The sequence below is a fragment of the Pseudacidovorax sp. NFM-22 genome, assembly GCF_021401245.1.
GTDB lineage: Bacteria > Pseudomonadota > Gammaproteobacteria > Burkholderiales > Burkholderiaceae_C > Xenophilus.
Genome location: NZ_JACBFY010000011.1, coordinates 1 through 23,828 on the forward strand (window position 1 = coordinate 1; position 23,828 = coordinate 23,828).

23 protein-coding genes, 1 tRNA gene and 1 pseudogene are annotated in these 23,828 nt (G+C 70.3%); 14 read left to right on the forward strand and 11 right to left on the reverse strand.

The genetic code is table 11. From position 1 onward, the window contains the following. Nucleotides 1-802: pseudogene (locus L0984_RS27530) on the reverse strand (hypothetical protein); the annotation flags it as partial. A 442-nt stretch (nt 803-1,244) separates the two neighbouring features. Between L0984_RS27530 and L0984_RS27535 the strand changes: the two are divergent. The 6 genes from L0984_RS27535 to L0984_RS27560 all read left to right on the forward strand — a co-directional run bounded on the left by L0984_RS27535 (nt 1,245) and on the right by L0984_RS27560 (nt 6,925). Further along, nucleotides 1,245-2,018 (forward strand): response regulator transcription factor, encoded by a 774-nt coding sequence (locus L0984_RS27535; RefSeq protein WP_234197591.1) that lies wholly within the window; start codon nt 1,245-1,247, stop codon nt 2,016-2,018. Nucleotides 2,019-2,227: 209 nt separating this feature from the next. After that, the gene (locus L0984_RS27540; RefSeq protein WP_234197592.1) at nt 2,228-3,718 is read left to right on the forward strand and encodes a DUF4331 domain-containing protein; all 1,491 of its coding nucleotides are present in this window, start codon (nt 2,228-2,230) and stop codon (nt 3,716-3,718) included. A 10-nt stretch (nt 3,719-3,728) separates the two neighbouring features. Next, nucleotides 3,729-4,028, forward strand: a complete 300-nt coding sequence (locus L0984_RS27545; RefSeq protein WP_234197593.1) for a hypothetical protein — start codon at nt 3,729-3,731, stop codon at nt 4,026-4,028. Next, nucleotides 4,025-5,227 carry a hypothetical protein gene (locus L0984_RS27550; protein ID WP_234197594.1) on the forward strand — a complete coding sequence of 401 codons (1,203 nt, stop codon included), beginning with the start codon at nt 4,025-4,027 and terminating at the stop codon, nt 5,225-5,227. The genes L0984_RS27545 and L0984_RS27550 overlap by 4 nt, the downstream gene beginning before the upstream one ends. A 16-nt stretch (nt 5,228-5,243) precedes the next feature. Beyond that, nucleotides 5,244-6,398, forward strand: coding sequence for a HupE/UreJ family protein (locus L0984_RS27555; protein ID WP_234197595.1), 1,155 nt, complete (start codon nt 5,244-5,246; stop codon nt 6,396-6,398). Between the two features lie 101 nt (nt 6,399-6,499). Then, nucleotides 6,500-6,925 (forward strand): YkvA family protein, encoded by a 426-nt coding sequence (locus L0984_RS27560; RefSeq protein ID WP_234197596.1) that lies wholly within the window; start codon nt 6,500-6,502, stop codon nt 6,923-6,925. A 45-nt stretch (nt 6,926-6,970) separates the two neighbouring features. Here L0984_RS27560 and L0984_RS27565 read toward each other — a convergent pair whose 3' ends face one another. From L0984_RS27565 to L0984_RS27600, 8 genes are all read right to left on the reverse strand, one after another. After that, nucleotides 6,971-8,200 carry a tetratricopeptide repeat protein gene (locus tag L0984_RS27565; protein WP_234197598.1) on the reverse strand — a complete coding sequence of 410 codons (1,230 nt, stop codon included), beginning with the start codon at nt 8,198-8,200 and terminating at the stop codon, nt 6,971-6,973. Between the two features lie 163 nt (nt 8,201-8,363). Then, entirely contained in the window at nt 8,364-8,936 is a 573-nt protein-coding gene (locus L0984_RS27570) for a DUF427 domain-containing protein (RefSeq protein WP_234197599.1), read from the reverse strand. Nucleotides 8,937-9,115: 179 nt separating this feature from the next. Next, nucleotides 9,116-9,206 (reverse strand) — tRNA-Ser (locus tag L0984_RS27575). A gap of 79 nt (nt 9,207-9,285) precedes the next feature. Continuing rightward, on the reverse strand, nt 9,286-10,617 hold the full coding sequence (gene serS / locus L0984_RS27580; protein ID WP_234197601.1) for a serine--tRNA ligase: 1,332 nt from the start codon (nt 10,615-10,617) through the stop codon (nt 9,286-9,288). 4 nt (nt 10,618-10,621) lie between these two features. Continuing rightward, nucleotides 10,622-11,875: a DUF2254 domain-containing protein gene (locus L0984_RS27585; protein ID WP_234197602.1), complete on the reverse strand. Its 1,254-nt coding sequence runs from the start codon at nt 11,873-11,875 to the stop codon at nt 10,622-10,624. Nucleotides 11,876-11,891: 16 nt separating this feature from the next. Continuing rightward, on the reverse strand, nt 11,892-12,884 hold the full coding sequence (locus L0984_RS27590) for a threonine/serine dehydratase (RefSeq protein ID WP_234197604.1): 993 nt from the start codon (nt 12,882-12,884) through the stop codon (nt 11,892-11,894). Nucleotides 12,885-12,982: 98 nt separating this feature from the next. After that, complete coding sequence (gene ispH, locus L0984_RS27595) at nt 12,983-13,957, reverse strand: 4-hydroxy-3-methylbut-2-enyl diphosphate reductase (RefSeq protein WP_234197605.1); 975 nt, start codon at nt 13,955-13,957, stop codon at nt 12,983-12,985. Beyond that, on the reverse strand, nt 13,957-14,415 hold the full coding sequence (locus L0984_RS27600; protein WP_234197606.1) for an FKBP-type peptidyl-prolyl cis-trans isomerase: 459 nt from the start codon (nt 14,413-14,415) through the stop codon (nt 13,957-13,959). Before L0984_RS27600 ends, ispH begins: the two co-directional genes overlap by 1 nt. A 97-nt stretch (nt 14,416-14,512) precedes the next feature. Here L0984_RS27600 and radC point away from each other — a divergent pair, with 97 nt between their 5' ends. After that, the gene (gene radC / locus L0984_RS27605; RefSeq protein ID WP_234197607.1) at nt 14,513-15,190 is read left to right on the forward strand and encodes a RadC family protein; all 678 of its coding nucleotides are present in this window, start codon (nt 14,513-14,515) and stop codon (nt 15,188-15,190) included. 41 nt (nt 15,191-15,231) lie between these two features. Next, entirely contained in the window at nt 15,232-15,900 is a 669-nt protein-coding gene (locus L0984_RS27610; protein ID WP_234197608.1) for a Smr/MutS family protein, read from the forward strand. 16 nt (nt 15,901-15,916) lie between these two features. On the opposite strand, the gene L0984_RS27615 is transcribed toward L0984_RS27610, so the two are convergent. Continuing rightward, entirely contained in the window at nt 15,917-16,321 is a 405-nt protein-coding gene (locus tag L0984_RS27615) for a group II truncated hemoglobin (protein WP_234197609.1), read from the reverse strand. Nucleotides 16,322-16,473: 152 nt separating this feature from the next. Here L0984_RS27615 and L0984_RS27620 point away from each other — a divergent pair, with 152 nt between their 5' ends. From L0984_RS27620 to L0984_RS27645, 6 genes are all read left to right on the forward strand, one after another. Further along, nucleotides 16,474-17,508 carry an ABC transporter substrate-binding protein gene (locus L0984_RS27620; RefSeq protein ID WP_234197610.1) on the forward strand — a complete coding sequence of 345 codons (1,035 nt, stop codon included), beginning with the start codon at nt 16,474-16,476 and terminating at the stop codon, nt 17,506-17,508. Further along, nucleotides 17,505-18,716, forward strand: coding sequence for an isochorismatase family protein (locus L0984_RS27625; protein ID WP_234197611.1), 1,212 nt, complete (start codon nt 17,505-17,507; stop codon nt 18,714-18,716). Before L0984_RS27620 ends, L0984_RS27625 begins: the two co-directional genes overlap by 4 nt. Beyond that, complete coding sequence (locus L0984_RS27630) at nt 18,713-19,630, forward strand: ABC transporter permease (protein WP_234197612.1); 918 nt, start codon at nt 18,713-18,715, stop codon at nt 19,628-19,630. The genes L0984_RS27625 and L0984_RS27630 overlap by 4 nt, the downstream gene beginning before the upstream one ends. After that, nucleotides 19,627-20,418, forward strand: a complete 792-nt coding sequence (locus tag L0984_RS27635) for an ABC transporter permease (RefSeq protein WP_234197613.1) — start codon at nt 19,627-19,629, stop codon at nt 20,416-20,418. Before L0984_RS27630 ends, L0984_RS27635 begins: the two co-directional genes overlap by 4 nt. 2 nt (nt 20,419-20,420) lie before the next feature. Continuing rightward, nucleotides 20,421-21,488 (forward strand): ABC transporter ATP-binding protein, encoded by a 1,068-nt coding sequence (locus L0984_RS27640; RefSeq protein WP_234197614.1) that lies wholly within the window; start codon nt 20,421-20,423, stop codon nt 21,486-21,488. Nucleotides 21,489-21,549: 61 nt separating this feature from the next. Then, entirely contained in the window at nt 21,550-22,989 is a 1,440-nt protein-coding gene (locus L0984_RS27645; RefSeq protein ID WP_234197615.1) for a hypothetical protein, read from the forward strand. Here L0984_RS27645 and L0984_RS27650 read toward each other — a convergent pair. Continuing rightward, on the reverse strand, nt 22,971-23,771 hold the full coding sequence (locus L0984_RS27650) for an IclR family transcriptional regulator (protein WP_234197616.1): 801 nt from the start codon (nt 23,769-23,771) through the stop codon (nt 22,971-22,973). The genes L0984_RS27645 and L0984_RS27650 overlap by 19 nt on opposite strands. Nucleotides 23,772-23,828 lie beyond the last annotated feature (57 nt).

The following is a 23,828-nucleotide window of genomic DNA, read 5'->3' on the forward strand; positions in this document are numbered from 1 at the left end:
CGGTGGGGTCGAGCAGGGCATCTGCGTCGGCATCCGCATCCGCATCCGCATCCGCATCTGCGTCCGCATCCGCATCCGCGTCCGCGTCCGCGTCCGCGTCCGCGTCAGCATCGGCGTCGGCATCGGCATCGGCATCGGCATCGGCATCGGCGTCGGCATCGGCATCGGCATCGGCGTCGGCGTCCGCATCGGCATCTGCATCCCCATCCTCGCCCGGCTGCGGGACGAGCAACGGGAGCACGCTCCCGTCATCCCCCCCGCTGTCGGCGGCGGCCACCAGGGCCGCGCCGCCCAAAGCCGCCAGCGCGAAGTCGGCCAGGCCCAGTCCGCCCGTGGCAGCCAGGGTCTTCTTCACCGCCAGCGCGGCGCCTTCGGCATCGCCGGCGGGCGCCACGGCCAGGTCGCCGGCAGCCAGGTCCACATCGACCTGCTGCAGGCCGCCCGGCAAGGCCGTCGCGGAGATGGTGGCGTCCGTGCCACCGGTGAAGGTGCCGACCAGCGGCGCCTGGTTGGCGCCCGCGCCGGGGAAATTCACGGCCGCCTGTCCGCCATCGGGAACCAGCACCCGGTCGCCGGGCAGCAGCGCCTGCGTGCCCTCGACGGGCAGGCGCACGCCCTCGCGGATCACGGCGACGCCGGGCGTGGCGTTGGACAGGGTGCCCACGCCCGCCGTCGCGGCACCGCCGCCCGTCGCGGAAGCAGCGACAGGCGCGGCAGAAGCCTGGGCCATCAGCACCGGCTTGTCGCCAGCAGAGGACGCCGAAAGGGCGGAGGAAGCGGAGGTCGAAGTCTGGAGCGTCATGGAGGGCCTCGTTGTGCGACGGAGATGACCCTGTGGGGCAACATGCATGCCGCCCGCGCCACCCGCCAACCGCGCGATTGACCCCGCAGCCCAAGTCTTTGTCAGACAAGGAGTTTCCTGCAATGCCCCCGGGCGCTTCCGCCCGCACGCGGCGCATTCGCCCGCGCTTGTTACGGGGTCGCCGCCCGTAACGCCGTAACGACATCGCCACGCCTCGGGGGCCATGGATCCCGTCCGACGCCCCGATTTCCTTTTATTGCGGTCCTGCCGCTTTCCTCCCAAATATTTACATTCATTTATCAACGATATTCAAACATCTTCAATGGTCTTTTTGCCTTCTCAACAATAGGCGCGAAATTTAACAGTACACCTTTTCTGTCCTGTCTAATGGCGTCGCTTCCCCTCCAAATCGAATTACCGACCCATTTCAGGAGAGCGCGATATGCGTATTGCAGTTGTGGACGACGAGCCGGCGTCGCTGGATTTCCTGCACCGGACCATCACCCAGGAAGGCCATGAGTGTTTCGGCTTCACCACCGGGCTGGACCTCCTGCGCACCCTGCGCCATCACAGCTTCGACCTGCTGGTGATCGACTGGACCCTGCCCGACCTGACCGGGGCCGAGCTGATCCGAATGATCCGCAACGGCCTGCCCAGCACGGTGCCCATCATCTTCATCACCACCGGCGAGAGCGACGCCGACATGGTCGAAGGCCTGGGCGCCGGCGCGGACGACCACCTGTGCCGCCCGGTGCGCACCGGCGAACTGGCCGCCCGCATGCAGGCCCTGCTGCGCCGCACCTATCCGCAATTGACCGAGGCCGAATTGCATTTCGGCGTCTACACCTTCATGCCCCGCCGCCGGCAATTGACGGTGCGCAACACCCTGGTGCCGCTCACCAACCGCGAATTCGAACTGGCCCTGCTGCTGTTCCGCAACCTGGGCCGCCTGCTGTCGCGCGAACACCTGTGCGGCACCGTGGTGGGCCCAGGCGCAGAGACCACCTCGCGCTCGCTGGACACCCATGTCTCGCGCCTGCGCCACAAGCTGGACCTGCGGCCGCACAACGGCTATCTGCTGTCGGCGATCTACCGCATAGGCTACCGCCTCGACGCCATCGAGGAGCGCGCCGTCGGCACGGCGGCCGACACCACGGCCGCGGGGGCGGAGCGTCCGCTGCTGCCGGGCCGCAGCCGCACACCGCCAGCGACCTGACCGCCGCCCTCCCGCGCCGCATGAAAGGCCGCCATCGCTGGCGGCCTTTTCGTTTTCGCAGTCCGTCTTCCGCACAGGCCGCCTCTCGGTGCAAACCCGAGGCCCGCACGTCCTCTGCATCCAGTGCATGCGCAGTGCCGTATCCGATCCACCGATGCGAAATCGGTCGAATCCCACTGCCCATCACTCCACCTACAGAGGTCACGCCGATGAGACTGTCCATCCCTGCCAAGGCGCTCGGCTTTGCCGCCGGCGCGCTGCTGATTGCGGGCGCCCACGCGTCCAGCCACCGCGAGGCGCCGTCGATCGCGGGCATGCCCAAGCTGGACGCCACCGACTTCTACATGTTCCGCAGCTACGAGGCCGGCCGGCAGGACTACCTGACGCTGATCGCCAACTACCAGCCCGACCAGAGCGCCTACGGCGGGCCCAACTACTTCAGCATGGATCCGAACGCCCTGTACGAGATCCACCTGGACACCAACGGCGACGCGGTGGAAGACCTCACCTTCCAGTTCCGCTTCAAGAACACGCTGCGCGACATCCAGCTGCCCGTGGGCGGCAAGCAGGTCTCCATCCCCCTGATCCAGGCCGGCGGCATCACCGGGCCCAACCAGGCCACGAGCAACCTGCGCGAGACCTACACCCTGAGCGTGGTGCGCGGCGACCGGCGCAAGGGCAGCGTCCAGCCGGTGACCGGGCCTGGCGGCGCCACCGAGTTCGACAAGCCGACCGACAACATCGGCGAGAAGACCTTCGGTGCCGGCGCGGGCTATGCCAACTACGCCAACCAGCACATCTACACCGTCAACATCCCGGGCTGCAGCGCGCCCGGCCGCGTGTTCGTGGGCCAGCGCAAGGACCCGTTCAGCGTGGCGCTCGGCCAGGTGTTCGACCTGGTCAACCTCAACCCGCTGGGTGCGCCCGATGCCAATGCCGACGCGCTCGCGGCCAAGAACGTGACGACGATGGCGGTGGAGCTGCCCATCGCCTGCGTGACGACGGCGAGCCAGCCCATCGTCGGCGGCTGGACCACCGCCAGCGTGCGGCAGGGCCGGCTGATCGCCAGCCCGCCCAAGAGCGGCCACGGCACGACCGCCCTCCAGGGCGGCGCCTGGGCCCAGGTCTCGCGCCTGGGCATGCCGCTGGTCAACGAGGTGGTGATCGGCCTGAAGGACAAGGACCGCTTCAACAGCTCGAAACCGATGGACGATGCCCAGTTCGCCAACTACGTGACGAACCCCACGCTGCCGGCCCTGGTGCAGACGCTGTTCCCCGCACAAGCCCCCACGAACTTCCCGCGCACCGACCTGGTCGCGGCCTTCCTCACCGGCGTGGAGGGCCTGAACAAGCCGGCCAACGTCAAGGCGGCGGAGATGCTGAGGCTCAACACCGGCATCGCCCCGACGCCCAAGGCGCAGCAGAGCAACCTGGGCGTGCTGGGCGGCGACACGGCGGGCTTTCCCAACGGACGCCGCCCCGGCGACGACGTGGTGGACGCCGAACTGCGCGTGGCCATGGGCGCCCTGTGCGTGGCCACCGGCGCCAACGACGCGCTCAAGGTGGGCTGCAAGCCTTCGGATGCGCCCGCGGGCGGCGCGGCGCTGACCGATGGCGCCGCGCAGTCGCCGGCCCAGTTCCCAGACGCCTTCCCGTACCTCAACACACCGCTGCCGGGCGCGACCCTGGCGCGCCAGTGAGGGCGTCGCGATGAGCCGCCTGTCCATGCATCTCGCGAGCGCCCTGCTGGCTGCCGCGGCCCTGGCGGGCTGCGGCGGCGGTGGGGGTGGCAGCTCCTTCGCCTTCGTGCCGGCAACGGCGCCCGGCACGGGGAGCAGCAACCCGCCCACGCCCACCAACCCCGCACCGCAGACGAGCGCCTACGACCAGTTCCTGGCCTACGTGCTCGCCCTGGTCGGCACCCAGCAGGATGGCGCCGAGCCCGCGGACGTGGCGGCGCTCGATCCGGCGCCCACGTCCGAGACGGCCGAGCCGATCGCGACACCATGAGCGGCGGGCCGCCCCGCCGCCGCCACGGCGCGCACTGGCGCCCGCTGGCGCTGGGCCTGGCGGTCGCCGGCAGTGCGCTGGCGGCCGTCCATGCGGCGCCGCGCCTGCCCGCGTCCGACGACCAGGTCGTCGAGACGCTGCCCGGCGGGCCGGGGGCCGCGAAAGCCAAGCGCCGGCTGCGTGCGAGCCTGCAGGAACGCGCCGGCGACCCTGCCGCCGCGGTCGAGGCCGCCCAGGCCTACCTCACCCTGGCGCGGACGCAGGGCGATGCCCGCTATGCCGGTCAGGCGCTGGCCGCGCTGCGCGCCTGGGACGCCGTGCCGGCAGCCCAGACACCGCCGGAAGTCCTGGTGATGCGGGCCACCATCCAGCAGTTCGTCCACGACTTCGACGGCGCCGAAGCGTCGCTGAAAGCCGCCCTCGCCCGCCGCCCGGCCGACGCGCAGGCCTGGCTGACGCAGGCCACCCTCCTGCGCGTGCGGGGCCGGCTTGCCGAATCCGACGCCGCCTGCCGGGCCACGGGCCGGGCGGGACCAGCCGTCTACGGCATCGCCTGCCTGGCCGAGAACGCCGCGCTGCGCGGCCGCCATGACGAGGCGCGTGCCACCCTGCGCACGCTGCTGCAGGACGCGCCGCTCCAGACCGACAGCCTGGCCGGCGTGCGGCAATGGCTGTGGACCACGCTGGCCGAGGTCGAGCAGCTGGCCGCCCGGCCCGCCGCGGCCGAAGCCGCCTACCGGGAAGCGCTGCTGCTCGGCCGCGACGGCTATCTGCGGCTGGCCTATGCCGACTTCCTGCTGCAGCAGGACCGCGCCAGCGAAGTGCCGCCCTTGCTGAGTGCAGAGCCGCGCAGCGATCCGGTGCTGCTGCGCCTGGCCATCGCCGAGCGGCGCACGTCGGGTCGCCCCGGCGAGGCGGCGGAGGAACTGGCCGACCGTTTTGCGGCGGAGGCCCTCCGACCCGCAAGCGCTGCGGCCCATGCGCGCGAACAGGCACTCTTTGCCCTGGACGTGCAGGGCAACGCGCAGCAGTCCCTGGCGCTGGCGCGGCAGAACATCGGCCTGCAGCGCGAGCCGACGGACCTGCTGCTGCTGGCACGCGCCGCCCGCGCCGCGCGGGACCCGGCCGCCCTCGCCGAGGCGCGCCGGGTGCGTGACGAGATCGGCCTGCGGGATGCCCGGATCGATGCGCTGCTCTGACCCCTGGCGCCGCGCCATGCGTGCCCTGCTGCTCATGGTGCTGCTGGCGCTGGCCACGCTCCTGTGCCCCCTGCCCGCACTGGCGCACAAGTCCAGCGACGCCTATCTGTGGATCACCCGGGAAGGGCCTCGGCTCGCCATCCGATGGGACATCGCCCTGCGCGACCTGGACGCCGCCCTGGACCTCGACGCCGACCAGGACCAGCGCCTGCAATGGGGCGAGGTGCGCAGACGCCTGCCGGACATCATGGCCTACGCCAGCGCGCGGCTGCAGCTGCAGCAGGGCCGCTGCATCCTGCGGCCGGGCCCGGCCGAAGGCATCGAGGAGCGGGTGGACGGCGCCTACCTGGCGCTGCGCTTCGACAGCGACTGCGCCGACACCGACCTGCTGACCATCGACTACCGGCTGTTGCGCGAGGTCGATCCCACCCACCGCGGCCTGCTGCGGCTCGGCGCGACGAGCGACACGGCCGCCCCGAGCGCCAGCGTTCGCTCGCTCGACCCGGGCGGTGGCCCGGTGCAGCTGCGCTGGCCCTCCGACGAGGCGCCGCCACCCGCGGCCGGACATGGCTTCTTCGCCGATGGCCTGCACCACATCCTGATCGGCTACGACCACCTGCTCTTCCTGCTGTGCCTGCTGCTGCCGGCAGTGATGCGCCGCAGTGCCGCGGGCTGGACGCCGGTGGGCCGCTGGCGCGATGCCCTCTGGCCCATCGTGAGCTGGGTCACGCTGTTCACCCTGGCGCATTCGCTCACGCTTGCACTGGCGGCGCTCAAGGTCGTGAGCCTGTCGCCGCGCATCGTCGAACCGGCCATCGCCGCCACCATCCTGCTGGCGGCGCTGGACAACCTGCGACCGCTGCTCGGCACGCGCCGGCGTTTCTTCAGCTTCGGCTTCGGGCTGATCCATGGCTTCGGCTTCGCGGGGGCCCTGGCCGAGCTGGACCTGCCCACCCGGGCCTTCGCCAGCGCCCTGCTGCAGTTCAACCTGGGCGTCGAGGCGGGGCAGCTGCTGGTCGTGGGCAGCGCCATGCTGGTGCTGCTGGGCCTGCGGCGCTGGCGGGGCTATGTGCCCGTGGTGCTGCGCGGTGGATCGGTGCTGGCGGCGATCCTGGCGCTGGTGTGGCTGGTGGAGCGGGTGTTCGACCTGTCGTTGCTGCCGATGGGTTGAGGGCGGTGGCCGCGAGCTGATGCGCCGATGGCGAGCCTCTGCCCGCAGCGGGCCCATGGCTGCCTATAGTCACGGCCGCCGCCATTCCTTGCCTCGATGCCGTGTCCTTCATTGACGCCCTGCGCCGCTGGGCCCGCCAGCTCAAGCGCGACGTGCTCGCCCTCTGGTTCGCCCGCCGCCATCCGCAGACGCCCTGGCATGCCAAGGCGCTGGGCGCCTTCGTCGTGGCCTATGCGCTCAGCCCCGTCGACCTGATCCCGGACTTCATCCCGGTGCTGGGCTTCGTGGACGACGTGATCCTGCTGCCAGGGCTGATCTGGCTCACGCTTCGGCTGCTGCCGCCGCAGGTGCTGGCCGATTCGCGCGACAACGCGCGGACCTGGATGGACGCGCGCCGCGACCGGCCACGCAGCCGGGTGGCGGCGGTGGTGATCGTGCTGCTGTGGGTCGGAGTGGCCGTGGCACTGGCGATCTGGGCCCTGCCGTGGGTGCGGCTCCACGTTCTCGTCGATGCATCCCATCGCTAGCCTCGGCCCGAACAGCCTCGGAGTAGCTCCTAAGAAAATCCAGCACTATCCTCGCGACCCACTCTGCGGCCGCGTTGCTACGCCTCCCAGCACGCGACGGGCAAAGCGCTGGACGTCACTGAGATCTTTCACTTCCCCACTCAATAGCGCCTGGGCATAGCGTCCGGACGCATTGGTGCGATCCAGGCGCGCCGCGATCTCGGCGTGCTCGCTGGCTTCACGTTGGCGTGATTGCATGGCAAGCGCCACTGCCAACCCCCCGTGGCTTTCCGCGAAATTGCGATCCAGCCGAAGCGCCGACTGAAAGCTTTGCTCTGCGCCAATCAAGTCGCCCTGAGAGATTTGTGTCCATGCCAAGCCATGCCAAGTGCCAACGTGCTGGCCCATGACGAAAAGCGCCTTGTTGAAGGCCTGAAACGCTTGCTCCAGCTCGCCAGCAAGCAACCAAGCAAACCCGCGTGTGGACCAAGCCCGACCATCGCCGGGTTGGCGCTGCAAAGCCGCATCGGCAAACCGGCCGGCCGCTGCCGCGTCTTGGCGGGCAAGCGCCAGCGATGCACATGCGAGCGACGCTTCGGGCGGATGCTCGGCGGGATCGCCATTTTTATGACTCAGATCGGCCCATCGTTGCGCTGTACCGAACTCGGAAGCGTCGATGGCAATCAGACTGCCCACCCCCGCAACTTGCGGGTCCAGCGATCCGCTGCGGTCCAAATCCAAGGCCCACTCCATCGCCCGGTCGAGTTGTGCGTCCTGATGGAGAGCACGCAACCAGAGTTGCTGAAGCGCCCGCGAGGCAACAGGTGGACGTTCCCCCTTGGCAGATGAGGATAGGACGCCCCTTTGCACAGGAGACTCCAACATGCGGGCAAGTCGCTGAACGCTGAGTCCGCTTGCGCCTCGACGCAAATCCACAAAGGCGAGGTTATGCGTCAGGACGTCAAGAAAGCCATCGGGTGGATTGGGCGTGGCCACGAGCGCCTCAAGGACCGCCTGCGCTTCGTCATAGCGCTGCTGGGCCAGCCAAAAGTCACCTTCACGCAGCCGCCAGCCGAGTGTGTCGGCACCTAGCCCCTGTGCATGGCGAAGGTGCGCCTTGGCCTTTTCCCACTCACCGCATGCCAAGGACGCTTCGAAGCTCGCGATGAGAAGCTCGTTGTTGTCGGGATCTTGTTGAAGATAGCCTTCCATGCGCTGCATCCGCTGACGCACGGTGGCGAGACGAGGATCGCTCTGGATGGATGCGTCAACATTGGCAGTAGAAGCTTCGGTCATGACGATGCGGTGTTGGGTTTGCAAAGCGGCTATCACGGCCTACAGGCACAGATCGAGCCGGGCATCTTTCTCGAGCAGTTCGCGCAGACGCAGCAAGCCCTGCCGGTGAAGTTGGGATACCAGCGGCCTTCGCGCTGACGGCGACGCCGCGGCCGTCTGCGCGTCACCAACCGGCCGAACCGGACTCGCCCTTGAAGGGACCCACGACCTCGGGCGTGATCCAGCCCGCATAGAAGCGACCAGGCTGCGGCACCACGCGAACGCCATCGACCCAGCAGGCGAGCTGGTGCGGATAGAACGCGACGTGGTCGCGCAGTGCCGCGTAGGTCGGCTCCAGCTCTGGATAGAACCACGCCGCAGCGTCAAACCGGTGGGCGCCTGCAACGACCGTGAGGTAGCGCGCCTCGCCCTTCCATTCGCAATACGACGTGCCTGCGGCCGGCACCAGCGCACCGGGCCGCACATCGACACGCGGCAGGTAGAAAGTGGGCGGGCTGGCGGTTTCGAGCAGCCGCAGCGCATTGCGGGTCCGCGCGATCTCCATATCGCCGCAGCACACCACGATCTCGCGCGAGTCCGCCTCGATGCGCGGCGGGCGCGGGTAGTCCCAGACCGATTCCTGGCCCGGGGCTGGCGTCTGGGCGAACGGAGGGCGGGCGTCGCCCACATGGCGCCACCGGGCGCGGGCGCGCTGGAGGCGTTCGATCTCTTGAGTACGGGCGTCCTGGGAGGTCATGCCCGGATTTTGTGCGCGACCGTCGCAGACCACACCCTGACAGCCACGACCGGGGTGGGAACAGCACCCCACCCCAGCTTTAGGAATGGAGAGCAAACCAGGATGACGTCGAAGACCCAATGAAAAAGCCCGGTGAGCAGTGCGCTACCGGGCTTTCTGGAACCGTCATGGACGGTGACTGGCGGAGAGGGTGGGATTCGAACCCACGGTACGGGGAAACCGTACGCCTGATTTCGAGTCAGGTACATTCGACCACTCTGCCACCTCTCCACAAGCTGTGCGATTCAGTCGAAGCCTTGCATTATAGCCAGGCTTTTGGCCCGCTGGGAAGCGGCCGCCGACGAATCGATCAGGCACGCAGCACGGCCTGGTTGCCCAAGTAGGGGCGCAGGGCCTTGGGGATGGCGATGCTGCCGTCGGCCTGCTGGTGGTTCTCCAGCACCGCGACCAGCGCACGGCCCACGGCCAGGCCGGAGCCGTTCAGGGTGTGCAGCAGTTCGTTTTTGCCCTGCGCGTTCTTGAAGCGGGCCTGCAGCCGGCGCGCCTGGAAGGCCTCGCAGTTGGAGACCGAGCTGATCTCGCGGTAGGTGTCCTGCGCCGGAATCCACACTTCCAGGTCGTAGGTCTTGGACGAGCCGAAGCCCATGTCGCCGGTGCACAGCAGCACCACGCGGTAGGGCAGCTCCAGCGCCTGCAGCACCGCCTCGGCATGGCGGGTCATTTCTTCCAGGGCCTCGTAGCTCTTCTCGGGGTGCACGATCTGCACCATCTCGACCTTGTCGAACTGGTGCTGGCGGATCATGCCGCGCGTGTCGCGGCCGGCGCTGCCCGCCTCGGAGCGAAAGCACGGCGTGTGAGCAGTCAGGCGGATGGGCAGTTGCGATTCGGGCACGACGGTGTCGCGCACGAAGTTGGTCAGCGGCACCTCGCTGGTGGGAATGAGGTAGAGCGCCGACAGGTCGGGCACCGGCTCGCCGTCCTGCCCGCCCTTCTTGGCGGCGAAGAGGTCGCCCTCGAACTTGGGCAGTTGGCCCGTACCACGCAACGTCTCGCCGTTGACGATGTAGGGCACGTAGCACTCGGTGTAGCCGTGCTGCTGCGTCTGCAGGTCGATCATGAACTGCGCCAGCGCGCGGTGCAGGCGGGCGATGGCGCCCTTCATGACGGTGAAGCGCGAGCCGGCGAGCTTGACGCCCATCTCGAAGTCCAGGCCCAGCGGTTCGCCCAGTGCCACATGGTCGCTGGCTGCAAAACCCAACTCGGCCGGGTTGCCGCCCTCCCCGCCCTGCGGGCTCCATCGGCGCACTTCGACGTTGCCGGCTTCGTCCTCGCCCTGCGGCACGCTGTCGTGCGGCAGGTTGGGCACGGCCAGCAGCAGGGCCTGCAGCTCGGGCTGCAGCGCCTCGAGACGGACGGCGGACGATTCCTGCTCGGCCTTGAGCGCGTTGACCTCGGCCATCAGCGCATCGACCGACTCGCCCTTGGCCTTGAGCGGACCGATCTGCTTGTTCAGCGCGTTGCGGCGGGCCTGGATCTCCTCGGTGCGCGTCTGCAGTTGCTTGCGCTCGGCTTCCAGGGCGGAAAAGCGCGCGACGTCGAGGTAGGGCTGGTTCTTCTTGCGGGATTCGAGGCGCGCGACGACCGAAGGCAGGTCCTTGCGCAGGAGAGTGATGTCGAGCATCGGCTCATTGTAGGAAACGGCCCTGCGTGGCCTGCGTCAGCGCATCGCGGTCGGCGTCGCTGGCAATGGCGGCGCTCGCCCGGTCGAAGGCCTGGCGGGCCATGGCCTCGATGGCTTCGGCATGAGCCGGCGCGGCCTCGGCCAGGGCCGCCAGCGTCTTCTGCAGGCGGATCGATATCTCGATGGCGCCGGTGCCGTCGCGCGCCAGCGGGCGGAAGGCATCTTCCAGCAGGTCGGCGATGACGGGCAGCGGCACGAAGACGCGGTCGCATTCGGCGGCGGCGGGCGATGCCTGCTCGGAGCACTCGAACCAGGCCCGGAACACACGGTGCTGCGCGTCGATCACCTCGATGGCGGTGCCGGCGTCGTTGACCGCCGCCGACAGCGCGCGGCTGCCGATCTCGGCCAGGGCGACGAGGCCCAGGCGGGGGTCGTGGTCGAAGCTGCGGTGCCGCTCGACGGTGAAGGCCCGGGCGAGCGCCGCGCGGCATTCATCGTCAACCTGTCCCTGCGCCCAGAGCAGCGGCCGCTGCGGATGCACCAGCGCGCCCGGCAGCACGGCCACATGCACACGCAGACCGGACTGCTCGGCAATACGCTGCAGCGCGCCCACATCCACATGCGTGGCGTAGCCGGTGCGCTCTCCGAAGGCGGCCCAGGTGCCGGACGGCACCGGCACGGCCGGCTGACCGCCCAGATGCGGCGCCTCGCGCCATTCGCGCACCGAGGCGACGGCCGCACGCTCCACGCGGTCGATCACGTCCGACATGCGGCCGAAGGCCGTGAGATGCGCGATCCAGCGCAGCAGCGTGAACACGATCAGCGCCACCACGGCCAGCGTGCCGACGAACAGGATCACCCGCCCCCGGTCGCCATAGAAGCCGGTCGACAAGGCAATGATGCCGACGATGGAGAACAGGAAGGCGCCCAGGAAGGTCGAGAGCGCGTTCTGCGAGGTCGGGTCCTGGATGAGCAGTTGCGTGGCGCGCGGCGTGGCCAGCGTGGTCGCCGACGAATAGGCCGACACCATGGCCGTGAGCGAGAAGGTGGTCACCGCCAGCATCGACGAGGCCAGGATCTGCAGGATGCCGCCCACCGAGTCCTGACCGATGTTGCCCTCGAAATGCTCGGGCAGCCATGGCGCCAGGTAGCGCGCTGCCACCGCCAGCAGCACGGCCACCAGGCTGAAAACCACGGAGCGGAACCAGATGCGCCGCGCCGTGCGGCGCAGAAGCAGTCGCCAGGCGGGCAGGCTCATGAGGCGCGCGCCAGGCTCAGGCGACCGTCGCCGGATCGACGTTGGCGCCGCAGACGATCAGGCACACGCGCTGGCCGGGCTGCAGTCGCACGGCGCCGCTGTGCAGCGCGGCCAGCGGCAGCGCCGCGGCGGCCTCGACGGCCAGCTTCATTTCCTTCCACAACCACTGTTGGGCGTCGCGGATGGCGGACTCGGTCAGCAGCAGCGCCTCGGGCACGTGCTGTTGCGCAATCTGCCACGCGATGTCGCCGATGCGGCGCGCGCCCAGCGAATCGGCGGCCAGGCCGCCCACGGCCACATCGACCGGCTCGCCGGCCTCGCGGGCGCGGTAGAGCGTGGGCGAGCCCTCGGGCTCCAGCGCGATGACGCGCGTGCGGCGCTCGAACCAGCCGGCCAGGCCACCGATGAGGCCGCCGCCGCCCACGCTGACCAGCACCGCGTCGGGTACGCCGCCGGCCTGGGCCTCGATCTCGCGGCCCAGCGTGCCGGCGCCGGCCACCACCTCGGGCTGGTCGTAGGCATGGGTCAGCAGCGCGCCGGTGGCCTGCTGGCGCGCCAGGCAGGCTTCGAGCGCATCGACATACAGCTCGCCGACCACGTTGACGGTCGCACCCAGGTCGCGCAACTTCTGGCGCTTGGCCTCGGGCGAGACGCCGGGCAGGAAGACTTCGCAGGGCACGCCCAGCGCCCGCGCGGCGCCCGCGGTGGCGATGCCGGCATTGCCGCCAGAGGCGACCACCACGCCCGCTGCCGGAATGGGGTTGGCCAGCAGCCGGTTCATCATGCCGCGGGCCTTGAAGCTGCCGCCGGACTGCAGATGCTCCAGCTTGAGCCAGACCTCGGCGCCGGGCGCGCCCAGGCCCAGCGCAGCGGCCGGCAGGCGCCACAGCGGCGTCTCGCGCACGAAGCCGCGGCCGTCCTGCTGCAGGCGGCGGGCGGCGGCTTCGATGTCGGCGCGCCAGCCCCGGGAATCGTGCGAACCGTCGGAAGAGGAAGTCGAAGTCGTCATGCGTGGCTCGGAAGTGGCACCGGCCGCATCGTGCGGCCGGCGGGTGGGAGGCTTTGCACAACGCATCGTGGCGCGCGTGCATGGGCGTCCGGGAAGGATCAGGAGATGTGCTGCAACGGCGGCTGGTCGTCCAGCTTGAGGCCCTTGGGCAAGGGGAACTTGAGATGCTCCTCCACGCCCGGCAGGCTGCGCACCGACACCGCCCCCAGCGACTTGATGCGCTCGATGACCTCGGCCACGAGCACCTCGGGCGCGGAGGCGCCGGCCGTCAGGCCCACCCGGCTGCGACCCTCGAACCAGGCCGGTTGTAGCTCGGCGGCCGAGTCGACCATGTAGGCCGGCGTCCCCAGCCGTTCGGCCAGCTCGCGCAGGCGGTTGCTGTTGGAGCTGGTGGGGCTGCCCACCACGATCACCACATCGACCTGCGGCGACAGCAGCTTGACCGCGTCCTGCCGGTTCTGCGTGGCGTAGCAGATGTCCTGCTGCTTGGGCTCGCGCGCCTTGGGAAAGCGCGCCCGCACGGCGGCGGCGATCTCGGCGGCATCGTCCACGCTCAGCGTGGTCTGCGTGACGACGGCCAGCTTGTCGGTCTGGCCGGGCTGCACCTGGGCCACGTCCTCGACGTCCTCGACCAGGTGGATGCCGCTGGAGAGCTGGCCCATCGTGCCCTCGACCTCGGGATGCCCCTTGTGGCCGATCATGATGAACTCGTAGCCTTCCCTGGCCAGCTTGGCGACCTCGACGTGCACCTTGGTCACCAGCGGGCAGGTGGCATCGAAGATCGAGAAGCCGCGCGCACGCGCCTCGTTCTCCACCGCCTTGCTCACGCCGTGGGCGCTGAAGACCAGCGTGGCGCCGGGCGGCACCTCGTCGAGTTCCTCGATGAAGATCGCGCCCTTGGCCTTGAGCTCGTTCACCACGTAGGTGTTGTGCACGATCTCGTGGCGCACGTAGATGGGCGCGCCGAACTTGGCCAGCGCCCGTTCCACGATCTCGATGGCCCGGTCCACGCCGGCGCAGAAGCCGCGCGGCTCGGCCAGCAGGACTTCGCTCAGGGCGGTGCTCGTCGCCATCACAGGACGCCGATCAGGCGCACCTCGAAGGTCACCGGCTGGCCCGCCAATGGATGGTTGAAGTCGAACTGCACCGCGCTGTCCGACAGCGCGACGACGGCCCCGGCATAACTGCCGGCGCCATCGGGCGTGGGGAACTGCACCACGTCGCCGACGGCGTACTGCTCGTCGGGGTCGCCCAGCTGCGCGAGCAGCGTGCGCGCCACCCACTGCTGCATCTCGGCGTTGCGCTCGCCGAAGGCCTCGCCGGCCGGCAGCTCGAAGGTGGTGTGCGTGCCCTCTTCCAGGCCCAGCAGGCGCTGCTCGACGGCGGGCGAGAGTTCGCCCGCGCCCAGCGACAGCGTGGCAGGCTTGTCGTTGAAGGTGTTGATGATGTCGCCGGCCGGGCCGGCCAGACGGTAGTGCAGCGTGAGGAAGGAGCCGGGCTGCACCACGGGGATTTGGGTGGACGAAGACAAGGGAGGCCCCCGATAAACTGGCCCGCGAGTTTAAAGGAGGGGGTTGGGCCGCCGTGCCGTGGGGCCGTCGACGCCACAGCCCCCGGGGAGGATCCACATGGCATTCCACGACCTGCCGGCCGACGCGCGCCCGCGGGAGAAGCTGCTCGCGCGCGGCCCCGCCGCGCTGAGCGACACCGAACTGCTGGCGCTGCTGCTGCGCACCGGCCTCGCGGGCCGGCATGTGCTGCAGCTGGCGCAGGACGTGCTCGATGCCTGCGGCGGCATCGCCGGACTGCTGCATGCCGATGGTGAGGCGCTGCGCCAGATCCGCGGCCTGGGCGGCACGGCCAAGCGGGCCGAGCTGCTGGCGGTGATGGAACTGGCCCGCCGCGCCATGGCCCAGCGCCTGGCCGAGCGCCCCGCCTTCGAGACGCCCGATGCGGTGGCCGAGTACCTGCAGCTACACCTGGCCCACAAGCCGCACGAGGTGTTTGCGGTGCTCTTCCTCGACACGCGGCACCACCTGCTGGCCATGGAGGAGCTGTTCCGCGGCACGCTGTCGCAGACCAGCGTCTACCCGCGCGAGGTGGTGCAGCGCGCCCTGCACCATGGCGCCGCGGCCGTCGTGCTGGCCCACAACCATCCCAGCGGCGACGTGCAGCCCTCGCGGGCCGACCAGCAGCTCACCGACGCGCTCAAGGCGGCGCTGGCCCTGCTGGACATCCGCGTGCTGGACCATGTGATCGTGGGCCCGGGCCGCTTCCTGTCGATGGCGCAGCAGGGACTCGTGTGATCCGCGGCGCCCCTGCCGCGGGCCCGTGAGACACTGCCCCGATGCCCTCCAAGACCCCGGCCCTCAAGAGCTTGGCCGACCTCAAGCAGGTCCAGCGCCAGCTGGCCGAGGACCGCGCGCGCGAGGCGGCCGAGGCCCTGCGCCAGAAGCAGCTGGAAGAGCAGCGCCAGGCGCGCCAGAACCTCTTTGCCCGCGCCATCGGCGCCGACACGGGCGCCACCAAGCCCCTCAAGCACAAGCCCATGGTCGTGCTGGCCAAGGAGCGGCCGGCGCCGGTGGCCACGCAGTTCCACCTGGACGAGGCCAAGGCGCTGCGCGAAGCGATCAGCGACGAGTTCGACGTGACGACGCTGCTGGACGCCGACGACCAGATGAGCTTCCGCCGCCCCGGCGTGGGCCTGGACGTGACGCGCCGGCTGCGCTCGGGCGACTGGTCCATCCAGCGCCAGCTGGACCTGCACGGCCTGCGCAGCGACGAGGCGCGCGAGGCCCTGGGCGGCTTCATCCGCGAGGCCCACCGCCACGGCGTGCGCTGCGTGCGCGTGGTGCACGGCAAGGGCCTGGGCTCGCCCGGCAAGCAGCCGGTGCTCAAGACCAAGGCGCAGCGCTGGCTGATCCAGAAGAAGGAAGTGCTGGCCTTCGTGCAGGCCAAGCCGGCCGAAGGCGGCGCCGGCGCGCTGGTGGTGCTGCTGGCGCCCGCCGGGCGCTGAAGGAAGGCGGGGCCGCTCACACGCCCTTGTTGCGCATCCAGTCCGCCGTCTGGAAGAAGGAATCGCGCAGCCGCGCCCGCAGCGCCTCGGGCACGCCCGTCTCGCCCATGGCCTGGTCCATGCAGGCCAGCCACTGGTCGCGTTCCTTGATGCCGATGGGAAAGGGCATGTGCCGCGCCCGCAGACGCGGATGGCCGAAGCGCTCGGTGTAGTGCTGCGGCCCGCCCATCCAGCCCGTGAGGAACCAGGCCAGCCGCTCGCGCGCGTTGTCCAGGCTGGGACCGTGGGCGGCGCGGAGGTCGGCGTATTTCGGCTCCAGCTCCATCAGGTCGTAGAAGCGCTCGACCATGGCGCGGATCTTGTCTTCGCCGCCGATCCACTCGAAGGGCGTGTCGAAGGGCGGCTTTTCCTGAATCTGCATGCGGCGATTGTCCGCGCCGCCTGCGGCATGCCCGGAATCGGTGCGATGCCACCCCCTTCCCGGCCCGGGGACACTGGCATGTGTCTTGCTCATTTTTGTTCTCTATATTGAAATCAGTTCAATATATTGAACAAGGAGTGATGAGCATGACCATGAGCGACGCTTTCTCCCGACGCCATTTCCTCGGCGCCGCCTCCTCGCTGACGGTGGGACTCGCCCTGCCGGCCCGCGCCGCAGGCGGCCTCACCTCCACCGTCTTCGGCGGCGTCTGGGAAAAGAACTACCGCGCCGCCATCGTCGACAGCTTCGAGAAGAAGCTGGGCGTGAAGGTCGCCCTCAAGCTGGGCACGGCCAGCGAGTGGCTGACCAACGGCATGGTCAACCGGGCCAGGCCCGAGATCGACATGCTGCTGCTGCCCTACCCGGACAGCATCAAGGCGGTGCGTGCCGGCATCGGCATGCCGCTGTCGCCCGAGAAGATCCCCAACATCCGCAACGTGCACCCGATGTGGTTCGACCAGTTCCGCAAGGAGGCGGTCGGCCTGGACTATGTGGCCTACGGCATCGCCTACCGCACCGACCTGGTGAAGAAGCCGCCGCAGGCCTGGAGCGACCTGTGGGACCCGGCCCTCAAAGGTCGCGTCACCGTGCCCAACATCGGCGTCTGGGGCAGTTGGGAGATGCTGGTCGCGGCCGCACGCACGCGCGGCGGCGACGAAGGCAACCTCGACCCCGGCTTCAAGGCCCTGCGCGAGCTGCGGCCCAACATCCGCCGCTTCTTCAGCGGCTCCACCGATGCGATGCAGATGCTGGACACCGGCGAGGTCTCCGTCGTGGCGATGACCACCAACATCCCCGCCTACGCGCTCATCGACAGCGGCAAGCCCGTGAAGTTCGTCTTCCCCAAGGACGGCTCGATGGTGGGCATGGTCTCCTACCACGTCGCCCGCAACACGCCCAATGCCGAGCTGTGCATGCAGTTCATCGACCACGCGCTGAGCAAGGAGGCGCAGGAGGCCTTCTGCAATGCCGTGATCGCCGGCCCCACCAACCGCCTGGCGCGCCTGAGCGGCAAGGCGGCCGAGCGCGTGCCGGCCCTCGAACAGCTCAAGCTCTTCGACTGGGGCAAGGTCATCCCGCAGATGTCCGAGATCACCGACCGCTGGAACCAGGAGATCGCAGGTTGATCGCCGAGCAGCCCCTGGATGAAGCGGCGCAGGACGCCACGCCGTTCGCGACCGCGCTGGTGATTCCTGCCAGCGCCGCCCTGCGTGACGCGTTGCCCGCCGCGCTGGAGGATCTGACCACGCTGCTGCAGGCCGCGCGTGCGGCCCGCGTGTTCACCGTCTTCATCGCACCGGTCGAAGCCGACTTTCCCTGGCCGGCAGCCCTCACGCCGCGTCCGGGCCCGCACGAATTCGTGGTCCGCGCGCCGGACACCGGCGCCTTCGGTGCCAGCACGCTCAACCTGCTGCTGCGTGCCAACGCCATCGAGCAGCTGGTGGTGGCCGGGCTGCAGCTGGACCTGGCTCTCGCCAGCCTGCTGCGCGATGCGCGCGCCCGCGGGATGCAGGCGCAGGCGGCCGTCGGCGCCGAGACCCACGCCGCCATCGCGCGCCAATGGCCCGCCACGCCGGAAGCGCCGCGCAGCTGGCAGCCCGAGGTCAAGCATTCGCGGTGGCTGCGCACGCTGGAGCAACGCGTCGCACCGTCGCACACCGCGCTGCTGCTGATCGACGTGCAGAACGACTTCGTCAGCCCCGAGGGCGCCACCGGCCGGCGGGAAGCCATGCCGCTGGTGCAGGCCGCCGTGGCCCAGGTGCCGGCGCTGCTGGACGCGGCCCGCACGGCAGGCTGCACCGTGGTGCATGTGCATGCCGAATACGGCCAGCATGTGCGCAACGTCGGCTCGCCCTACCGCTTCCCGAGCACGCGCACGCGCGAAGGCGCCGTCTGGAGCCTGTCGGCCACCGAGGTGGACGACGCCCATCAGTTCGCGCCCGGCGAGGTGGAGGTCTGCCTGCCCGGCAGCTGGGGCGGTCAGCCGCTGGCCGCTGCCGCGCCGCGCGACGGCGAGCTGCAGATCACCAAGCACCGCTTCAGCGCCTTCGTGGACACGCCGCTGGAAGTGATGCTGCGCGCGCGCGGCATCCGCACGCTGATCGTGGCGGGCGTGACCACCAACTGCTGCGTCGAGTCGACGGTGCGCGATGCATCCATGCTGGACTTCCACGTCGTGGTCGCCGAAGACGCCGTGGGCGTGAAGAACTCGGTGGTGGCGCTGCACGAGGCGTCTCTCGAGCAGATGCGCACCTACTTCGCGCTGGTCGAGCCCGTGGCCCGTATCGCGCAGGCGCTGCAGAGCCACGCCGCGCCGCAGGACGCCGGCCCATGACCGCGCATGCCGCCATCCTGGCGCCCGACTCCCTCACCGTCGTCGCCCCGGCGCGGCGCAGGCCGCCGGTAGGGCTGCTGGTGCTGCCGGGCCTGGCCTTGCTGGTGCTCGGCCTGTTCCTGCCGCTGGGCCAGGTGCTGTGGATGAGCCTGAACCCGCCCGAGCCCGGCGTCATCGCGCCGGTCGCCGAACTCACGCTGGCCAACTACGCGCGCCTGATGCGCAGCGACTTCTACCTGGGCATCGTCGGACGCACGCTGTGGCTGTCGGCGCTAACCACCCTGCTCACCGCGGTGTTCGGCATGGTGCTGGGCCTGTCGGTATGGCGGGCAAGGCCTTCGGTGCGCGGCATGCTGCTGGTGATGATCCTCGCGCCGCTGCTGGTGAGCATCGTCGCGCGCACCTACGGCTGGGTGGTGCTGCTCGGCGACAAGGGCGCGCTCAACAGCGTGCTCATGGCGCTGGGCCTGACGGACGAGCCCCTGCGCATCATGTACACCCAGCCGGCCGTGCTCATCGGGCTGGTGCATGTGTTCCTGCCCTTCATGGTGCTCTCGCTGCTGGGCGCGCTGGACCGCATCGACCCCCTGCTCACCGAGGCCGCGGCCACGCTCGGTGCCTCGCGCTGGCATGTGTTCCGCCACGTGATCCTGCCGCTCGCGGTGCCGGGACTGGCCAGCGGCACCATCATTGTCTTCAGCCTGTCGATGTCCTCGTACGTCACGCCGGCGCTCATGGGCGGCAGCCGCTCGGGGCTGATGACCACCTTCATCTACCAGCAGTTCTCGGTCACGATGAACTGGCACTTCGGCGCCACCATAGTGGCCGTGCTGCTGGCCGCCACGCTGGCCCTGCTGCTGGCCGTGGTGGGCTGGAGCCGCTGGTACACGCGCCAATGGAGCCTGGCCCGATGAACCGCCTTCTCTCCCTGGGCATGCGCGTGCTGACGGTGCTGCTCTACGTCTTCCTGCTCGCGCCGCTGGTCATGGTCGTGGTGGTGTCGTTCAACGGCGGGCCGGTGCCCAGCTTTCCGCCCACCGACCTCTCGCTGCACTGGTACGGCGAGGCCCTGGCGTCGGACAACTTCATGGGCGGGCTGGTGACCAGCCTCTGGCTGGCCGCGGCGGCCACGCTGGTGGTGCTGCCGGTCGGGGTGGCCGCGGCCTTCGCCATCGCGCGCGGACGCTGGCCGGGGCGCACGCTGGTCGAGTCGCTGTTCCTGTCGCCGCTGATCGTGCCGGGCATCGTGATCGGCATCGCGGTGCTGGTGGCGATGGCGGGCCTGGGCATCGGCAACGCGCCGCTGCGCCTGTTGCTGGGCCATGCGCTGATCGTGCTGCCCTACACGCTGCGCACCGTGCTGGCCGCCCTGACGCGGATGGACCCGACGCTGGAAGAAGCCGGCATGGTGTTCGGCGCCTCGCGCTGGCAGGTGCTGCGCCACATCCTGCTGCCGCAGCTGCGCGGCGCCATCGCCGCGGGCGCCATCCTGAGCTTCATCCTCTCCTTCGACGACGTGTCCGTCTCGCTCTTCCTCGGCAGCGCCCAGCACACCACGCTGCCCATCGCCATCATGTCCTACATGCAATACAACTTCGACCCGTCCATCGCGGCCATCTCCGCGATGCTGATCCTGGCCACGCTGGCCATCGCGCTGGTGGTCGAACGCGTGTTCGGCCTCAAGAAGATCCTGGGGAGCTGAGCATGGCCCATGTCCGCGCCGAACGCCTGCGCAAGAGCCACGGCAGCCAGCTGGTGCTCGACGACATCTCGCTGGACATCCCCAGCGGGCACTTCCTCACGCTGCTGGGGCCCAGCGGCTGCGGCAAGAGCTCGACGCTGCGCATCGTGGCCGGGCTCTCCTCGCCCGACGCGGGCCGCATCCTGATCGACGAGCGCGACGTCACCCGGCTGGAGGTACAGAAGCGCAACATCGGCATGGTGTTCCAGAGCCATGCGCTGTTCCCGCACATGTCGGTGGCCGAGAACGTGGCCTTCGGCCTGCGCATGCGCAAGATCGCCAGTTCGGAGCAGCAGCGCCGCGTGCGCCGGGCGCTGGCCCAGGTGCGGCTGGACAGCTTCGGCGACCGCTTTCCGCAACAGCTCTCGGGCGGCCAGCAGCAGCGCGTGGCCATCGCCCGAGCGCTGGTGGTGGAGCCCAGCATCCTGATCCTCGACGAGCCCTTCGGCGCCCTCGACCGCAAGCTGCGCGAGGCGATGCAGACCGAGCTCTACACCATCACCCGCGAGTTGGGCATCACCGCCCTCTTCGTCACCCACGACCAGGAAGAGGCGCTGATGCTCAGCGACAGCGTGGCGGTGATGAACCGCGGCCGCATCGAGCAGGTGGGCCCGCCCGCCGCGCTGTACGAGCGGCCGCGCAACCGCTTCGTCGCCGAGTTCATGGGCCTGGACAACTTCGTGCGCGCGCGGCTGGAGCAGGCCGGCCCGCTGGGCAGCGTGCTGAGCGCCTTCGGCCAGCGCTTCGAAGCCCCGGCCAGCGCGCTGCCCGCCGGCACCGAGGTGGAGATCGCCGTGCGGCCCGAGCGCATCCGGCTGGCGCCTGAGGCGCAGGACGACTCCGCGCGCGTCGCAGGCCGCCTCACGCAGGCCATCTACCACGGCCATGCGTCCGACTACACCGTCCAGCTGCCCGACGGCCAGCAATTGCTGGTGCGCCAGGAAAGCGCAGGCCAGGCCCCGCTCGCGGTCGGCACCCAGGTGTGGGCGCACTGGCCCGCGCGGGCGGTGAACATCCTCGAAGCGGCGTGAGCACCGGGCCGGCCGCACGCAGGGCGCGTGGTGCACTGAATACGCCATCGGCGGTGTGCCGATGAGCGCCCGCCCGGCCACGGGCACGGGGCCTGTACCGACGACGCGCCCCGCAACTCCCCGCCCGGCCGTCCGCGACCGGCTGGCACAGGCCGGCCTGGCCACCGCGGCGCTTTGCACCGTGCTGCGGCTCATGCTCGGCGGTGGTGCTGGGTGGCTGACGGCCGCCGCACTGGGCCTGACGGTGTTCGCCGCCGCCGCCTGGCCGCGGGTCAGTCCGCAGGCGCGCTTCTTCGGCGCGCTGGCCGTGCCCGCGGCGGCGCTGGTCTGGCTGGTGGCGCCCGCGCCCGGCCCGATCCTCGAAGGGGCGGTGGCGCAGAGCACGCAGTTCGCCGCACTGCTGGCGGCGCTGGCCACCTTGCGCCTGCCGATGCGCCGCTCGCCGCTGATGGGGCGGGCAGCGGCCTCGCTGCTGGCCGCGCGCCCGGGCCTGCGCCACGGCGCGGTGCTGTTCGGCAGCCACTGGCTGAGCCTCATGTTCAGCTTCGGCGTGGTGCCGATGATGGGCGAACTGCTGGAGCGCGCGGGCCTGCATGTGCGCAGCAGCCCCGTGGCCCGCGGCATGCTGGCGGCCGTCATTCGCGGCCTGGCGCTGACCACCGCCTGGTCGCCCATGGCGATCAGCTTCGCCATCGTGAGTTCGGCCCTGCCGACGCTGCGCGTGCTGCCCTTCGTCGCCACCGGCATGCTGGCGGCGGCGCTGATCCTGGGCGTCGAGCTCATCGCCGACCATCGCAGCCGGCCGCCCGCGGAGTCCGCCGATCCGGCGACTTCCGTCCCGTCCGACGGCCGCGCGCTGGCGCTCATCCTGGGCATGAGCGTGCTGCTCTTCCTGGCCACGCTGCTGCTGCACCACGCGACCGGCTGGAGCTTCATGGCCTGCGCCACGCTGACCATTCCCGCGCTGAGTCTGGCCTGGGCCCTGGGCCAGTCCACACCGCCATCGACCACGGCGGAACGCGAGGGCGTCCGCTTGGCGCTGTCGCACTTCTTCGAGGTGCTGACCGAGACGCGCAGCGAGATCTTCGTCTTCTCCTCGGCCCTGTTCATCGGGCAGGCCGTGCTGGCCGTCGCCCGCGCTTTGGGGCTGGGCGATGGCGCCGGTCTGCCCGGCTGGCTGCTGCCGCTGCTGTGCCTGGTCTCCATTCCGCTGGTGGCCGCCCTGTCGGTGGCGCCCACCATCGCCGTGCTGATCTGGGCGCAGGTCTTCGCGGGGACCGCCTCCGCACTGGCGGCGCCGCTCACGCATGCGCTGGCGCTGACGCTGGGCTGGTCGCTGGCCATCATGGTCTCGCCCGTGAGCGCCACGCTGCTGCTGGCGGGCGCCATGACCGGCGTGCCGCCGCGCGAGATCGCCCTGGGCTGGAACCTCGGCTTCGTGCTGCGCAGCGCCGTCGTGGCGGGCCTGCTGCTCGCCGGCCTCTACAGGCTGGGCTGCTGAGGCCCGAGGGCGCGGGCCTGGCCCGCGATGTCGGCCTGCGCGATGCGCAGTGCCGCCTCCACCCGTCCGCGCAGCGGCGCATCCAGGCGATGCGCCGGCACCGCCACCGACACCGCCGCCAGCGGCACGCCCATGGAATTGACGACGGGCAGCGCCAGCGAGGCGACTTCCGGAACACGGCCGGGCGCGCGGAAGGCCACGGCGCCATCGGCCACCTCGCGCAGATGGGCGATCAGCGCATCGGCTTCCGCGCCGGCTGCCACGCCGCAGCGCGCCAGTGTGGGCGCCCATTGCGCCATGCCGCGCATCGCCAGCATGGCCAGGCCACCGGCCGTGTCAGTGATCGAGGCACGCTCGCCCAGCGAGAACATGTAGGTCAGGCGCCGCCGGCAGACCTCGCGCCACATCACCAGCACCTCGTCGCCTTCGGCCTGCACCAGGAAGCTGCTCTCGTCGATGTCCAGCACCAGGCGGCTGAGCACCGGCTGGCTGATCTGCACGATGTCGGCTTCGGACAGGTAGCGCCCGGCGATGCCCAGGATGCGCGAGCCCAGCGAATAGGCGCGGCTGAAGGCGTCACGGCGCAGGTAGCCCGAGCGCACCAGCGTATCGAGGATGAGCGTGGTCGTGCTCTTGGGAATGCCCAGCCGCGCGGCGATGTCCGAATGCTTGAGCAGCCGGGCCTCGGCCACCAGCTCGATGATGTCGAGGGCGCGCCGCGCGGCACGCACCTGCTTGGAGTCTTCGGAAGGCGAGTCGGGCGAGGGAGAGGAAGCGGTCACGATGGGCGAGCGGAGAGGCCATCGCGAGTGCAGCCCGGCCAACGGCGCGAGGACTTT